General features: G+C 69.0%; 19 protein-coding genes. 10 read left to right on the forward strand and 9 right to left on the reverse strand.

Annotation, left to right across the window (positions count from 1 at the left end):
- Positions 1–7: 7 nt before the first annotated feature.
- Positions 8–481 carry a DUF7575 domain-containing protein gene (locus ACT4MF_RS00795; RefSeq protein WP_444681465.1) on the reverse strand — a complete coding sequence of 158 codons (474 nt, stop codon included), beginning with the start codon at positions 479–481 and terminating at the stop codon, positions 8–10.
- Between the two features lie 79 nt (positions 482–560).
- Here ACT4MF_RS00795 and ACT4MF_RS00800 point away from each other — a divergent pair, with 79 nt between their 5' ends.
- Together ACT4MF_RS00800 and ACT4MF_RS00805 are read left to right on the forward strand one after the other, a co-directional pair.
- Positions 561–743, forward strand: coding sequence for a hypothetical protein (locus ACT4MF_RS00800; RefSeq protein WP_099254949.1), 183 nt, complete (start codon positions 561–563; stop codon positions 741–743).
- 52 nt (positions 744–795) lie between these two features.
- Positions 796–1,788, forward strand: coding sequence for an NAD-dependent epimerase/dehydratase family protein (locus ACT4MF_RS00805; protein WP_444681466.1), 993 nt, complete (start codon positions 796–798; stop codon positions 1,786–1,788).
- Between the two features lie 20 nt (positions 1,789–1,808).
- Here ACT4MF_RS00805 and ACT4MF_RS00810 read toward each other — a convergent pair whose 3' ends face one another.
- Both ACT4MF_RS00810 and ACT4MF_RS00815 read right to left on the reverse strand, forming a co-directional pair.
- Positions 1,809–2,558 (reverse strand): GNAT family N-acetyltransferase, encoded by a 750-nt coding sequence (locus ACT4MF_RS00810; protein WP_444681467.1) that lies wholly within the window; start codon positions 2,556–2,558, stop codon positions 1,809–1,811.
- Positions 2,559–2,687: 129 nt separating this feature from the next.
- Positions 2,688–2,963, reverse strand: coding sequence for a cytochrome C oxidase subunit IV family protein (locus ACT4MF_RS00815; protein WP_099254952.1), 276 nt, complete (start codon positions 2,961–2,963; stop codon positions 2,688–2,690).
- Positions 2,964–3,128: 165 nt separating this feature from the next.
- Here ACT4MF_RS00815 and ACT4MF_RS00820 point away from each other — a divergent pair, with 165 nt between their 5' ends.
- Positions 3,129–3,647, forward strand: coding sequence for a hypothetical protein (locus ACT4MF_RS00820; protein ID WP_099255057.1), 519 nt, complete (start codon positions 3,129–3,131; stop codon positions 3,645–3,647).
- 101 nt (positions 3,648–3,748) lie between these two features.
- Here ACT4MF_RS00820 and ACT4MF_RS00825 read toward each other — a convergent pair whose 3' ends face one another.
- Entirely contained in the window at positions 3,749–4,312 is a 564-nt protein-coding gene (locus tag ACT4MF_RS00825) for a halocyanin domain-containing protein (protein ID WP_444681468.1), read from the reverse strand.
- Positions 4,313–4,447: 135 nt separating this feature from the next.
- Here ACT4MF_RS00825 and ACT4MF_RS00830 point away from each other — a divergent pair, with 135 nt between their 5' ends.
- The gene (locus ACT4MF_RS00830; protein WP_099254954.1) at positions 4,448–5,047 is read left to right on the forward strand and encodes a hypothetical protein; all 600 of its coding nucleotides are present in this window, start codon (positions 4,448–4,450) and stop codon (positions 5,045–5,047) included.
- Between the two features lie 11 nt (positions 5,048–5,058).
- On the opposite strand, the gene ACT4MF_RS00835 is transcribed toward ACT4MF_RS00830, so the two are convergent.
- Together ACT4MF_RS00835 and ACT4MF_RS00840 are read right to left on the reverse strand one after the other, a co-directional pair.
- Positions 5,059–5,412 (reverse strand): helix-turn-helix transcriptional regulator, encoded by a 354-nt coding sequence (locus tag ACT4MF_RS00835; RefSeq protein ID WP_004050160.1) that lies wholly within the window; start codon positions 5,410–5,412, stop codon positions 5,059–5,061.
- A 136-nt stretch (positions 5,413–5,548) separates the two neighbouring features.
- Positions 5,549–6,373: an NRDE family protein gene (locus ACT4MF_RS00840; RefSeq protein ID WP_099254955.1), complete on the reverse strand. Its 825-nt coding sequence runs from the start codon at positions 6,371–6,373 to the stop codon at positions 5,549–5,551.
- A gap of 107 nt (positions 6,374–6,480) precedes the next feature.
- Between ACT4MF_RS00840 and ACT4MF_RS00845 the strand changes: the two genes are divergently transcribed.
- The 5 genes from ACT4MF_RS00845 to ACT4MF_RS00865 all read left to right on the forward strand — a co-directional run bounded on the left by ACT4MF_RS00845 (position 6,481) and on the right by ACT4MF_RS00865 (position 10,318).
- Positions 6,481–7,551 carry a glucose 1-dehydrogenase gene (locus ACT4MF_RS00845; RefSeq protein ID WP_099254956.1) on the forward strand — a complete coding sequence of 357 codons (1,071 nt, stop codon included), beginning with the start codon at positions 6,481–6,483 and terminating at the stop codon, positions 7,549–7,551.
- Positions 7,538–8,173, forward strand: a complete 636-nt coding sequence (gfcR, locus tag ACT4MF_RS00850; RefSeq protein WP_099254957.1) for a transcriptional regulator GfcR — start codon at positions 7,538–7,540, stop codon at positions 8,171–8,173. The genes ACT4MF_RS00845 and gfcR overlap by 14 nt, the downstream gene beginning before the upstream one ends.
- Before the next feature lie 109 nt (positions 8,174–8,282).
- Positions 8,283–8,627: a glutaredoxin family protein gene (locus ACT4MF_RS00855; RefSeq protein WP_099254958.1), complete on the forward strand. Its 345-nt coding sequence runs from the start codon at positions 8,283–8,285 to the stop codon at positions 8,625–8,627.
- A gap of 268 nt (positions 8,628–8,895) precedes the next feature.
- A complete protein-coding gene (locus tag ACT4MF_RS00860; protein WP_008849440.1) occupies positions 8,896–9,465 on the forward strand; it encodes a DUF7110 family protein in 570 nt (189 codons plus the stop codon).
- Between the two features lie 136 nt (positions 9,466–9,601).
- On the forward strand, positions 9,602–10,318 hold the full coding sequence (locus tag ACT4MF_RS00865) for a diphthine--ammonia ligase (protein WP_099254959.1): 717 nt from the start codon (positions 9,602–9,604) through the stop codon (positions 10,316–10,318).
- A 21-nt stretch (positions 10,319–10,339) separates the two neighbouring features.
- Here ACT4MF_RS00865 and ACT4MF_RS00870 read toward each other — a convergent pair whose 3' ends face one another.
- Both ACT4MF_RS00870 and ACT4MF_RS00875 read right to left on the reverse strand, forming a co-directional pair.
- Positions 10,340–11,593 carry a Glu/Leu/Phe/Val family dehydrogenase gene (locus ACT4MF_RS00870; protein WP_099254960.1) on the reverse strand — a complete coding sequence of 418 codons (1,254 nt, stop codon included), beginning with the start codon at positions 11,591–11,593 and terminating at the stop codon, positions 10,340–10,342.
- Between the two features lie 55 nt (positions 11,594–11,648).
- The gene (locus ACT4MF_RS00875; RefSeq protein ID WP_099254961.1) at positions 11,649–12,542 is read right to left on the reverse strand and encodes an HpcH/HpaI aldolase/citrate lyase family protein; all 894 of its coding nucleotides are present in this window, start codon (positions 12,540–12,542) and stop codon (positions 11,649–11,651) included.
- 86 nt (positions 12,543–12,628) lie between these two features.
- On the opposite strand from ACT4MF_RS00875, the gene ACT4MF_RS00880 reads away from it, so the two are divergent.
- Positions 12,629–13,096, forward strand: coding sequence for a MaoC family dehydratase (locus ACT4MF_RS00880; protein ID WP_099254962.1), 468 nt, complete (start codon positions 12,629–12,631; stop codon positions 13,094–13,096).
- A 33-nt stretch (positions 13,097–13,129) separates the two neighbouring features.
- Here the strand turns inward: ACT4MF_RS00880 and cyaB are convergent, their stop codons facing one another.
- Positions 13,130–13,726 carry a class IV adenylate cyclase gene (cyaB, locus tag ACT4MF_RS00885; protein WP_099254963.1) on the reverse strand — a complete coding sequence of 199 codons (597 nt, stop codon included), beginning with the start codon at positions 13,724–13,726 and terminating at the stop codon, positions 13,130–13,132.
- Positions 13,727–13,819: the final 93 nt, after the last annotated feature.

The raw sequence follows: 13,819 nt of genomic DNA on the forward strand, positions 1-13,819 counted from the left end.
GACGCTGTTACGGCTCCAGCGGATCCGCACACCACTGACAGAATTCCAGCTTTGCGTCCGTGTCGCGGCCGCAGTGCGGACACGAGACGGTCGAATCACCCGGTCCGGACGAGTCGGGCTCGTCGCCGTCCTGCGTCGCTTCGTCTCGGCTGGACTCGGACGCGTCCGGGGCGGCGTCAGTCGACGCCGCCTGGCGCTCGCGAGCGCGGTTGTTCCGGACGGCGAGGACGTACGCGTCGACGACGCTGGCGCCGACAGCGACGAGCGCCGGGGCGAGCGCACCGATCGGCGGACGGTCGCCGGCGACGAGCTGATCGATCGCCCCGTCGGGGACGAGGAACACGAGCGTCGCCGTGACTACCGCGTACCACCCGAAGGCCCGCGCCCACCGGCGGAGGTAGGCGTGACCGAGTCCGGACACCAGAAGCGCCAGCGCCGCCGCGAGCCACGGCCGACGCCGGCTGATATCGGGATCGCTCATGTCGTCGCGGACGAGCGCCAGCGCCGAGAAACTACCCCTCCCTCGGAGCGTTTATGTGGCCGAGACGCCGAAGGTGAGTATGTTCGGCGTGCCGACCGGAGAGTTCCTCATCGGGATCGGGTTCGCGGTCGCCGGGGTCGGGACCTGGTTTGTCGGGCTCGGCGTCGCATACCTCCTGTACCGGCGGTGGCGCGGTGACGGGCCGCGCGCTGACGGCGAAGACGGCGGAACGGCCGACGACGAGCCGCGACCGGAGAACTGATCGCCCGCTTCGGTTCGGGCACGCTTTTGAGTCTGCTTCCCGGAGGATCTGTATGACCGACACGGCGCTCGTCATCGGTGGGACGCGATTCATCGGTCGGCACACCGTATCCGATCTGCTCGCGAACGGCTACGAGGTCGGGATGCTGAACCGGGGGACCCACGAGAACCCGTTTGCCGACGACGATCGGGTGACACACGTCGAGGGCGACCGGAAGAACGAGCGGGACCTCCGGACCGCGAAGCTCTCCGTCGACCCAGATATCGTGATCGACTGCGTCGCCTACCAGCCGGGCGACGTGGAGGCGGCCACGGAGGTGTTCGCCGACGTTGAGGGGTACGTGTACATCTCCTCGGGCGACAGCTACGCGGCCGAGGAGATCCCCAAGCGCGAAGGAGAGACCCCGCTTCGCCCGTGTACGCCCGAGCAGGCGACCGACGACGAGCCGGACACCTACGGGAATCGGAAAGCCGAGGGCGACCGTGCCGTGTTCGCAGCCGCCGAGGAAGGGGTCAACGCGATGGCGGTGCGCCCGTGTATCGTCTACGGGCCGAACGACTACACGGAGCGGCTCGACTACTGGATCGATCGGGTGCTCTCTCACGACCGCGTCGTCGTCCCCGGCGACGGGCAGAACCTCTGGCACCGCGCGTACGTCGAAGACGTCGCGAGCGCGCTCCGGATCGTCGCCGAGCGCGGCGAGGCGGGACGGGCGTACAACGTGGGCGACCGCCGGGCCCTCACGCTCGAAGAGACGCTGGAGACGATCGCCGACGCGGCCGGCGTCGACTGCGATGTCGTCACGGCGAGCGCCGACGCGCTGGCGGCCGGCGGTCTCGAGCCGGACGACTTCGTGTTGTACCGGGAGTATCCGCACCTGCTCGACACGTGCGCGCTCGCCGCCCTCGGGTGGGGGTCGACGCCGGTCGAGGAGGCGATGGCGCGGACCGTCGCCGAGCACCGTGACGCCGATCGCGACGGGAGCGAGTGGGATCCGGGACGAGAGGCCGAGGAGCGCGTGCTGGGCGTGAAAGAGACGCTGTAGCTCGGACCGGGAGGCGCGCGTCAGTACGCCGCGTCCCACCGGGCCGGCTTGCGCCGGTTCCCGCAGTCGCGGCACTCCATCCGGTCCATCGTGTCGATGGCGACGTTCGTCCCCTCGCAGTTCCCGCAGAGGTAGCCGTAGCGCTGCGACAGTTCGGCGTCGGCGTACGCCACGTAGAACGGGGCGTGGGAGCCGCGGTCGCTCTCGTCGAAGGCGACGTGGACGGTCTCGCCGTCGTCCGTCTCGTACGTGCCCTCGGAGATGCCGGTCAGCCGTCCGATCTGTTTGCGGTACTCCCGCTCGTCGAACGTCTCGTCGCCGACCTCCACCGACCGCTCGCCGTCGAGGTCGTACCCCTCGCGCTCGTAGAACGCCGTTCCCGCCTCGTTGGCGACGAGGACGCGCGCTTCGATGCGGTCGACGTCCGCCGCGCGCAGGTCCGACTCCACCTCCTCGAGGAGCGCGGACCCGATCCCCGACTCGCGGTGGTCCGGGTGGACGTGGAGCCAGTCGATCTCGCCCACGCGCTCGCGCCGACCGACGACGTAGCTCTCGGCGAAGCCGACGACCGACCCGTCGACGACGGCGACGGGGAACACCGTGTCTTCGTCGCCGATGTCCGCCCCGAGGTCGTCGGGATCGTACCACTCGTCGACCGCCTCCGCGAGCAGGGTCTCGTCGACCGCGTGACCGTAGGAAGCGATCAGCGATTCGCGCGCGACCGTCCGGATCGCGTCGATGTCGTCGAGCGTTGCCGTTCGAGTATCCATACCAGTTCATTCGCGCGGGGCCACAAAAAACACACAGGCGGGACGGGTCGAGAACGGAGAGGGGGTCGAGGTCGAAATCGGAACGAGAACGGACACAGACGCGAGGGCGCCGGAGCGCCGCGAGCCGGTCTACGAGATGGAGTACGTCGCCGCGGCCATCAGCAGCATGGTAAGCGCGAGGGCGAGCGACATCACGTAGGTGAGCGAGCGGTTCTCCCACCGGAGGTGCTGGAAGTAGGCGACGATGAGCAGCGTCTTGACCGTCGCGATCACCAGCGTTCCGCCGAGCGCCTGGGCGTAGGTGAAGTTGAGGAACTCGGCCTCGAAGAGGACGAAGTTGAGCGACGCCGCGACCAGGAGCGCGACGTAGATCGCCGTGTACAGTTTGAGCGAGTCGTCCGACATTGCTTGCCTTCGCCTTCGTCCGTACGCTTAAAGAATTAACCATCCGGGGGGCGTTACCGCGCCGGCCACGCCGGCCACACCGACCGTGCCGGCTGCGGCTCCCGAAACGCCTATCCGCGCGACGCACCCACCTCACACCGGTCGCAGTTGCCGACCGGTATCATCGTGGACCCGCTCGAACCGACGGACGATCTGCTCGAATCGCTGTACGTCGTCAACAAGGTCGCAAAGCAGTTCGCCGACGAGGCGAGCGCCGCCTACGAGCGCGGCGATCTCACCGAAAGCAACGTCCGGTCGGCCCGCAAAGACGCCCTCTACCGAACGAAGACGGCCGTCCTCTCTCGCGTCGTCGCCCACGATCCGTCACGCGTTTCCGGGGAGTACCACGCGATCAACGGCGACGTGTGGCTCTTTCTCGACGTCGACGGGTGGAAGTTCCATCAGCCGGCGTACGCGATCGGCGGCGAGCTCACGGACGCGATCGACATCGCGAACGCCCGGTCGGACCCCCTCGACGCGCCGTACGTCCGCGATTCGGCCGTCGAGCGCTCGGACCGCACGCTGGCGGAGGCCCTGTCGCGGCTGGCCGACGCCGGCGTCAACGCGAACGACCACCTCGCGCGCCCGACGGTCACGAGCGAGCACGACCGGATCGTCGACGTGCGGTGGTCGTTCCTCCCGTAGCCGTCCTCTTTCTCAGCCGGGCGGCGCTGGCGTCCGACCCGAGAACGGTCGCACCGCTGCCGGACCGGCGCGCCGTAAAAATCGAACCGCAGTCAGGGGCGTTACGCCTCGACGACTTCGATGGCACCGAGCATCCCGACCGCTTCGTGGGGGGTGCAGTAGTAGAGCTGAATCCCGGTGTTGTCGAACGACTGCTCGAAGGTATTGCCTTCCTCGCTCACGGCGTCGCCGCTCTCGAAGTCGGACTCGGAGTCCTCGGCAGAGGCCACGTTGTGCGCGCCGCCCTGCCCCGTCCACTCCCAGACGACGGTCGTGCTGGAGTCGATCCGGATCGCGGGCGGCTCGAACGCCAATCCGTCGCTGCCGCCGCCGACCGCGACGGTGACCTCGTCCTGTCCGGTGTAGTCCATGATCTGGCCCTCGTACAGCCGGGCGTCGGCGAGGTACTCGTCGATCTCGCTCGGGACGTCGTCGGACGCGGAGCCGCCGCCGTCGGATCCGTCCGAACCATCAGAACCGTCGGATCCGTCCGAACCGTCGGATCCGTCCGAACCGTCACCGCCGTCCCCGCCGTCCCCGCCGCCGGAACAGCCGGCGAGCGTTCCCAGGGTCAGCGCGGCTCCGGTTCCGGCGACGTACCGCCGTCTAGACAGTCTATTAGACATCACTGTTTGGTAGGGGTTGGAGCCTTACAAACCCCTTGATGCGCCTCACCGTTCGGGAACTGAGCGACGGTTCTTGAGCGGGAGAAACGGCCCGCCGTCGGCGGCTTTATTCGCTGTCGCCTCCGAGGTCGGTCCATGCGGGAGGACGAGCTGGCGACGCGCGTGGTCGACCACTACGCCGCGGTCCACGACGACCCCGAGATCCGGTTGGAGGAGCCGTACGACGCGGAGGGTCGTCGCGGGGTCGTCGACGTGTACGTCCGGGTTCGCACGCCCGAGCGCGTCGACCACGTCATCGAGCTCAAGGGCGACGCCGCCGTGCGGGGCGCGACCGGCGCCAACGAGGTCCTCCGGCAGTACCGCCGGATGGAGCGGTACTTCCACGCCGACGCGAGCCACGCGCTCCGCCCGAAGCTCGGACGCACCGAGCCGGGCGCGCGGTTCCTGCTCTGTTTCGCGCCGACTCCCACGTGCGTCTACCACGTCGCGACCCACCGGTCGCTCTACGGCACCGTGGACCAGGCGGGCCGGGTCGACGACGTACCCGCGGTGCGGACGGTCGCATTCCTCACGGGGCTCGACGACGACCCCGCCGACCTCGGCATGGTGTCGGTCAACGCGGACGCGCCGTTCGGTTCCGCGGCGTTTCTCAGCGCCGTGCCGGACGGCTCGCGGCTGGCGGAAAGCATCCGACGGGTCGACGACGACGTGATCGACCCGGAGAACGAGAAATAGCGGCCGGAGGCTCAGTACTCTTCGTACGCGAGGTTCATCATCCACTGCGAGAAGGCGTCAGCCTGCGCGTCGACCTCTTCCTCGCCGATGAACGGCGACAGCATGTCGCCGGCCATGAGCAGGGAGAAGTCGAGGTCGCGGGGCGCGGGTTCGAGGTAGTAGGTGTTGTGGCCGTCGTAGACGGTGTCGGACCGCTGGATGAGCCCGGACTCCTCTAACGCCTCCGCGATCCGGCTCCCCTTCCGCGAGGAGACGTCGAGTTCCTTCCAGAAGTCGCTCTGGTGGATGCCACCGGTCTCGCGGATGAGTTCGAGGCCGGCGCGTTCGTCCTCGGAGAGGTCGGCCTCGAGTTCGGACACACTCATATCATACAGGGCGCCCGCGAGTCGCTTAAAACTGGCTTTCCGCGCCGTCGCCGTCGCTGCGGCGATCCATCCGATCCGCTCGGTGGCTCCGCTCCGTCGGATCCGCCGGCTCGTAGCTTCCGCCCGCTCGGCTTCCCTACCGGCTCTCGCCCGACCCGAATCCCGCCGGCAGCGGCACCGTCTCCGCGGGCGTCTCGCAGGGCGGGCCGGCGGCGTACGCGAACTCAGGGGAGGCCTCGGAGGCGGAGGTGGAAGCGGTCCGAACACGGGTGAACGACCGCGTTCCGAAGCCGTCGCCGTGCAGGCAGGCCCCGTACTCGTGGTCCGCGAGCACGGCGCTCGCGCGGTCGAGCCACGCCTCGCCGAACTCGCCGGGCTCGGGCGCCAGCGCGGCCGCGACCGCCCGGGCGCTGTCGGCGCGCTCCGCGCCGAACTCCCGTCGCCGGTCCGGGATCGCGAAGCGCTCGACGCCGTTGACAACGCCGCCGACGTTGCCGACGACGTGGACGCCGGGATCCAGCCGGGTGATCGCCAGCCCGCCGTCGTACGAGAGGAGGAAGGCGGCGATCTCGTCGGCGAGCACCAGGTTGAACCCGTCGTACGACCGGGTTTCGAGGTCGCGCTCGACGGCACGCACCGCGGCCTCGGCCGAGTCCGCGGTCAGGCAGTCTCGCACGAGGAGTCCTCTGGAGCGGTCACGCTCGCGGTCGGCGTCGAGCCAGCGGTTCGTGACCGCGGCGACGACCCCCGACTCGGCGAGCCCGATCCACGTCCCGCCGGCGTCGGCGTCGCGGGGAGCGACGTACCTCGCGTCGCCGCTGCCGTCGCTGTCGCCGTCGAATTCGCCGTCGCCGCGGAGGGTCGGCGGCTCGGACGGCCGGTCCAGCGCCTCGTCGCGGTTCGCGGCGAGCGCGATCGGCGCGTCACCGAACGTCCGCCACGCGAGTGTGAGCGTGCACACGGCGGTGGTCCGGGGGCCGACGAGGAAAAACCCGCGGTCGGGAGAGGCGGAGATTCTTTACTCATAATAAAAGAAATCTTTTGGTGGCTGACCGTCAAAGCAGTTTCATGAAAGCGATCGCCGTGTACGACGGGACGGACGAACCGGTCGTGACAGAGAAGCCGCGACCGGACCCGGCACCCGGGGAGGCGCTCGTCAGGACCCTCCGGGTCGGCGTCGACGGGACGGACCACGAGGTCATCTCCGGAAGCCACGGCGGCTCTCCCGAGGGCGAGGACCACCTCGTGTTGGGCCACGAGGCGGTCGGCGTGGTCGTGGAGCCGAACGACACGCCCTTCGACGCCGGCGATATCGTCGTGCCGACTGTCCGGCGACCGCCCAACGGGGCGAACGAGTACTTCGCGCGCGGCGAGCCCGACATGGCGCCGGACGGCCAGTATCACGAGCGCGGCATCGTCGGCGCCCACGGGTTCATGGCGGAGTATTTCACCAGCCCGGCGGAGTTCCTCGTCGAAATCCCGCCGGCGCTGGCCGAGTGGGGGTTCCTCGTCGAGCCCGTCTCGATCGCGGAGAAGGCGATCGAGCACGCCTACGCCAGTCGGTCGGCGTTCGACTGGGAGCCCGAGTCGGCGCTGATACTGGGTAACGGCTCGCTCGGGCTCCTGACGATCGCGACCCTCGACGAAGAGTTCGACCGGATCTACTGTCTCGGCCGCCGCGAGCGCCCGGATCCGACGATTGACATCATCGAGTTCCTCGACGCGACGTACGTCAACTCCAACGAGACGCCGGTGCCGGCGGTGCCGGCGGCTCACGAGCCGATGGATCTCGTCTTCGAGGCGACCGGCTACGCGCCGCACGCCTTCGAGACGATCGAGGCGCTCGCGCCGAACGGCGTCGGCGCGCTGCTCGGGGTCCCGGGGGACTGGGAGTTCGAGGTCGACGGCGGGCGGCTCCACCGCGAGTTCGTCCTCCACAACAAGGCGCTCGTCGGCAGCGTCAACTCCGGCTACGAACACTTCGAGGCCGCCGTCGACTCGCTGTCGGGCTTTTCGGACGCCTTCCTCACCGATCTCGTCACGGGCGTGCACGGGCTCGACGACTTCGAGGCCGCGTTCGCGGATGACGACACGACTATTAAAACGGCGGTCGAATTCAGCGCATATGAAGAACGTTGACGACCTGATAGACAGCGCAGCCGAGCTCGCGGAACACGGGCTCTCGAAGGGCGAAATCGCCGACGAGCTGAACGTCTCCCGAGAGACTGCCAGCTGGCTCGTCGAGCGCGGCGGCGGCAACAGCTCGAGCGGCGAGGTCGCGGCGACGACCTCGACGGCGGACATCCACGTCGATTGGTCGGCGCTGGGGCGCGACTCGACGCGGCTCCAGTACGCCGCGAGCGCGATGGCGGACCTGCTCGCCAAGCAGGGGGAGAACGTCGACCTGACGGTCGGCGTCGAGAAGGCCGGCGCGCCGCTCGCGACCGCGGTCGCGAATAAGCTCGACACGGATCTGGGCACGTACGCGCCCGCGAAACACCAGTGGGACGAGGGCGACATCGACGAGCAGGGCGGCGGCTTCTCCCGGAACTTCGCCGCCATCCGCGACCGCGACTGCTACGTCGTCGACGACATCATCACCTCGGGGACGACGATGCGCGAGTCGATCGACGCGATCCGCGAGCAGGGCGGCGAGCCCGTCGCGTGCGTCGTGCTCGTCGACAAGCGCGGCTACAACGAGATCGACGGCGTCCCGGTGTACTCGCTCGTCGACGTGGTCCGGGTCGACCGCGAAGAGTAACCCGCGCGTCGCGCCCCCGCAGAACGCGGGCTGGAAACACCGATCCCGTGCGAGGCGAACGCCGATCCCGTGCGGAACCCATTTGCATCGCCGGCGCATACCGGCCGTCATGACGTTCCAACCCGAGACCGACGCCGAGCCCGACGAGATCGCGGCCCGAGTCGAGGAGACGATCGCCGACAACGACGTGGTGCTGTTCATGAAGGGGAACCGCCTGATGCCGCAGTGCGGCTACTCGAAGCGCGCCGTCGAGCTGATCGGCCAGCACGTCGAGGAGTTCGAGACGGTCGACGTGCTGCCGGCGCTGCCGCACTACCGCGAGGCGCTGGAGTCTCACAGCGGTTGGGAGACGATCCCGCAGACGTTCGTCGACGGCGAGTTCGTCGGCGGGAGCGACGTGCTCGCGGAGCTCGACGAGCGCGGCGAGCTGGCCGCTGAGCTGGGCGCCGAGTAACCAGAGCCGAACACCCGGAGCCGATCGTCTCGCGTCCCGATTTTTCCCGGATGTCACCGATCTACCTCGACTCCGTCAAACGGGTCCCGATCCGTCGAAACGACGCTCGCGGCGGAGCCGACGCCGCCGGCACGTCGGCGTGTGCCGTGTTCGATCTTCGAAAGTCGAAGGGCAGGCGATATAAACCCACGGACCGTAAGTAGGGTAGGTGCAGCAGTCGTTGCTGCCGCCGTGGCGATCGGTTCGACCCCACCTCACCCAACTAACAATGACAGGCCGCGTGTTCAGACTTCATTCGACGCTCGAACTGCCACTCGAAGACGTGGAGACGTACTTCGAAGAAGATCCCGACCTCCCGCCGGAGATCGACGACATCGACATCACGCGTCGAAACAACACCCTCATCATCAAGGCCCTGTCCGACGACGAGAGCATTAGTAAGTACACGCCGACCGCCCAGCTGAAGGCGTCGGTCACCGAGACGCGCGTGTGGGAGGAAGAGCCCCCGCGCGCCGGCGGTCCCCAGTGGATGGACGACGAGGAGGAGGAGATCCCCTCCGAGCTCGTCGAGTTCGCCTGCTTCAAGGGCGATCGCGAGACCGTCCTGCAGAACTCCGCGCTCCAGTACCCGATGTTCCTGGTGCTTCGGAAGATCGCGACCCTCTCCGAGAAGGGGACGCTCACCGCGATCACCGAGGAGGACGGCGAGCTGGAGGCGACCCGCATCGTCGAGGGCGAACCGCGCCCCGCGAGCATCGAGGTCGTCGAGAGCCCACAGGGGGCGGGCGACGGCGACGGCGGCGTCAACTGGCGCGACAACGAGTTCATCTCGGACTGAGACCCGGTTCGGAGCGGACGATTCGTCGGCCCGACCCAGATGCTTACCGTTTTCCTCCGCTGTTCCGCCGTTCACCGCCCCAGCGACGGCGTCGCGGACCGCCGACGCTTTAGGCGCGCCGAGCGTTCTCCCGCCAATGACCGACGACTGGGTGAGTCTCTTCTCGGGCGGGAAAGACTCCTCGTGGGCGCTGTACCGCGCGCTGGAGGCGGGCCTCGACGTCTCGCGACTTCTGACGGTTCACCCCGCAGGCGACTCGTACATGTATCACACGCCGGCGACCGAGCTCGCCGAACTCGCCGCCGAGAGCGTCGGGATCGACCTCGTCGAGGTGTCGCCCGATGACTTCAGCGCCGACGACGTCGACGACGCGGGCGCGCAGGGAGACGCCGAGCTGGAGCCGATGGAGGCGGCGCTTCGCGAGATCGCCGCGGGAGACGACATCGACCTCGCGGGCGTCACCGCCGGCGCGGTCGAGAGCGAGTATCAGACGAGCCGTATTCAGGGAATGTGCGACCGGCTCGGGATCGACCTGTTCGCGCCGCTGTGGCAGGAGGACCCGGTCGAGCTCGCCGAGGCGATGTTCGAGGCGGGGTTCGAGATCCGGATCGTGCAGGTGGCCGCCTACGGGCTCGACGAGTCGTGGCTCGGCCGACGCTACGACGCGGCGGCGCTCGCCGAGCTCGTCGATCTCAGCGAGGAGTACGGGGTCCATCCGCTGGGCGAGGGCGGCGAGTTCGAGACGTACGTCGTCGACGGGCCGCATATGGACCGGCGGATCGACATCGAGTACGACGCGGTCTGGGAGGGCGACCGCGGCCACATCGAGATTCGGGACGCGCGGCTGGAGTAGACTCCTTCTCGAAGGGCCGGACTACGGCCAGTTGCCGGCCTGTTCGGAGGCGTCGACGATCCGACTGATCGCGACGACGTACGCCGCGGTCCGGAGGTTCGGCGCCTCGGTGGCGTCGAAGGTGTCGACGATTCCGTCGAACGCCTCGGTGATAACGCGCTCTAGCTCCTCGTTCACCCGCTCTTCCGTCCAGTGGAACCGCTGCCGGTTCTGGACCCACTCGAAGTACGAGACGGTGACGCCGCCGGCGTTCGCGAGGATGTCGGGGACGACGTACACGTCCTTCTCGGCGAGCACGTCGTCGGCGGTGGGGGTGAGCGGTCCGTTCGCGGCCTCGACGATCACGTCGGCGCGCACGTCGGCGGCGAGGTCGCCGTCGATCGCGTTCTCCAGCGCGGCCGGCACGAGGAGGTCGACATCGAGCGTCAGGAGCTCCTCGTTCGTGATCGGCTCCGCGTCGCCGTACCCGCTGATGCTCCCCGTCTCGGCCTTGTGGTCCTTCGCCGCGCGCGGGTCGAGTCCGTCGGGCACGCGGATGCCACCCGAGGAGTCGGAGGCCGCGACCACGTCGGCACCGAGGTCGTCGAGCAGCGCGGCGGCGATCGAGCCCGCGTTCCCGTACCCCTGAACCGCGACCGTCGCACCCTCGATGTCGCGGTCGAGCCAGTCGAACGCCTCCCGTGCCGCGAGCGCGACGGAGCGACCGGTCGCCTCGACGCGCCCCTCGCTGCCGCCCGAATCGAGCGCTTTCCCGGTGATGACGCCGGGAGCGGTCGTGTTCTCTAACGTCTCGTAGGTGTCTTTGATCCAGTTCATCTCCCGCTGTCCGGTGTTGACGTCAGGTGCGGGGATGTCGCGGTCCTCGCCGATCAGCGGGCGGAGCTCGGTCGCGAACGCGCGGGTGAGCCGCTCCAGTTCGCTCTCGGAGTAGGTGGCGGGATCGATCGCGATCCCCCCCTTGCCGCCGCCGTACGGGATGTCGACGACGGCGCACTTGTACGCCATCCACCCCGACAGCGCCTTTACCTCGTCGCGGGTCACGCCCGGGTGATACCGGATCCCGCCCTTGTACGGGCCGCGGTCGCCGTTGAACTGCGACCGGTACGCGCGGACGGTCTCGAGCGAGCCGTCGTCGAGCTCGAAGGTGAGGTTCGTCTCCAACACCCGCTCGGGGTTCTTCAGGCGGGTGACTACACCGGACGGCGCGTCGAGGAAAGACACGGCGTCGTCGACTTGTTCTTTGAGGCTCTCAAAGGGATTAGCTTGACCGTCCATACTTCTGTCTCCCTGCGGATTGTGGTTAACTGTGACGAACGGTTCGGTTCTTGACTCAACCGGAGCCCTCCGAACCGCCCGCGGCGGCCCGCTCGACGATCCGCTCCGCCTGCGCGATCAGGGGTGCGTCGATCATCTCGCCGTCGACTTGGAAGACGGCCCGCCCCTCGCGATCCGCGGCGTCGCGGGCGCTGAGCACCGTCTCGGCCCACTCGACCGCCTCGGCGTCCGGCGTGAACGCCGCGTTGATCGGGTCGACCTGAGCCGGGTGGATCGCGAGCTTCCCGTCGTAGCCGAGCGTGAGCGCGAACGCGGCCTCCTCGCTGAGCCCTTCGGTGTCAGAGAAGTCGGTGTACACCGTGTCGATCGCGTCGACGTCGGCGGCGCCGGCCGCGAGGACGACGTGCTCGCGGGCGTACAACACTTCGGTCCCGTCGTCGGTACGGGTGGCGCCCACGTCGGCCGCGAGGTCTTCGGCGCCGAAGACGAGCGCGTCGGTCGCCGGGGCGGCCGCGATCGACTCCGCCGAGAGGACCCCCGACGCGGTCTCGACGAGCGCGAACACCGCCGGGTCGAGTCCGCGTTCCGCACAGAGCGCCGCGGCGTCTTCGACGCGATCCGGCGACTCCACCTTGGGGAGCATGACCGCGTCGAGCCGCAACGATCCGTCGGGATCGCCCGAGTCGCCGCCGTCCGCGGGTCCCGAACCACACAGCGCGTCGAGGTCGGCAACCGGGTCGGCGGCCGTGATCCGGACGCACACCTCCGCGTCGGGGTCGAAGTCGGGGTCGGTGAGCACCGCGCGGACCGATTCGCGGGCCTCCGCCTTCCGATCGGGCGCGACCGCGTCTTCGAGGTCGAAGCAGATCACGTCGGCGCCGGCGCCGGGTGCCTTGCGCATGAGCTCCGGGCGGTCGCCCGGCGAGAACAGCAGGCTTCGTCGTGCCATGTCGCCCGGTCCGCACGCATCGACATAAATCGTCCCGACGCCGGGAGAGCGGTAGCGATTTGACCCCGCCCGCCGACGGTGGCGCCATGTCCGGACGCTACTACGAGGAGTTCGCGGTCGGTGAGACGATCGAGCACGCGAAGCGGCGAACGATAAGCGAGGCCGACAACCAGCGGTTCTGCGACATGACGATGAACCAGCAGCCGCTGCACCTCGACGCGGAGTTCGCCGAGGAGACGCAGTTCGGCGACCGGCTGGTCAACGGGCTCTACACCATGTCGCTCGCCGTGGGGGTGTCGATCCCGGAGACGACCGACGGCACCATCGTCGCGAACCTCTCGTACGACAGCGTCGAACACCCGAATCCGGTGTTCCACGGCGACACGATCCGCGCGCGATCGACCGTCACGGACAAGCGGGAGACGAGCGACGGCGAACGCGGCGTCGTGACGATGCACGTGGAGGCGTTCAAGATCGACGAGGGCGACGACGTGCTCGTCTGCGAGTTCGACCGGACCGTGCTCTCGGAGAAGCGGCCCGACGGCGAGGAGTAGCCGGCCGTCGGGAACCCGCCGTCGGGCGCCGGCTCAGTCGTCCCGCTCGCCGTCGGCCAGCAACAGCCCGAGATACGACGTGCGGACCTGCGAGTCGCCGTCGAGCCCGAGCCGGTCGAGGGCCGCCAGCGCCTCGTCGCGGGTGGCCTCGATCGCCCCCTCGTCGCCGATCTCGCGCTCGATCTCGACGAACTCGCCGACGCCGTCGACCGCGTCGAGAGTGACGGTGAACCCTTCGAACGACCAGAACTCGCGGCGCTTCTCGACGACCGCGGCCGGGTCGAATCCGAGTTCGGAGAGCACGCCGGCCATCGCCTCGCCGTCGTCGACGGCGGTCTCGTGTTCCACGCGCGTCTTCGACTCCCGGTCGAGGCGGGGCCCCTTGTACGTGAGTTTGGTCGTCTCCGCGGACGAGTCCGCCGACGACCGGGGCTCTCCGTCGATCCCGTCCGAGAGGGGGACCTCCCGTCTGACCCGAAGCGCCTCGTCCGTCTCGGCGAAGTCCCGGTGGGGGGCGTCGTAGTACGCGTCCCGCTGGCGCCGGGCGTCGACGCGCTCGGCGCCGGCCTCCCGCAGTCGCTCTCGAACGACACCGACGTCCGCCGGGACCTTGATCTCGACCTCGTACATACCCGGACTCCGCCGGCGCGGTTGTTAAGCGCGATGGGACGCGCTCGCTGGGAAGGCCCGTTCTCGCGGCCGTTCGCTCCGTTTCGACGGGAG

The sequence above is a fragment of the Halorubrum sp. FL23 genome (assembly GCF_052439115.2).
Taxonomy (GTDB): domain Archaea; phylum Halobacteriota; class Halobacteria; order Halobacteriales; family Haloferacaceae; genus Halorubrum; species Halorubrum persicum.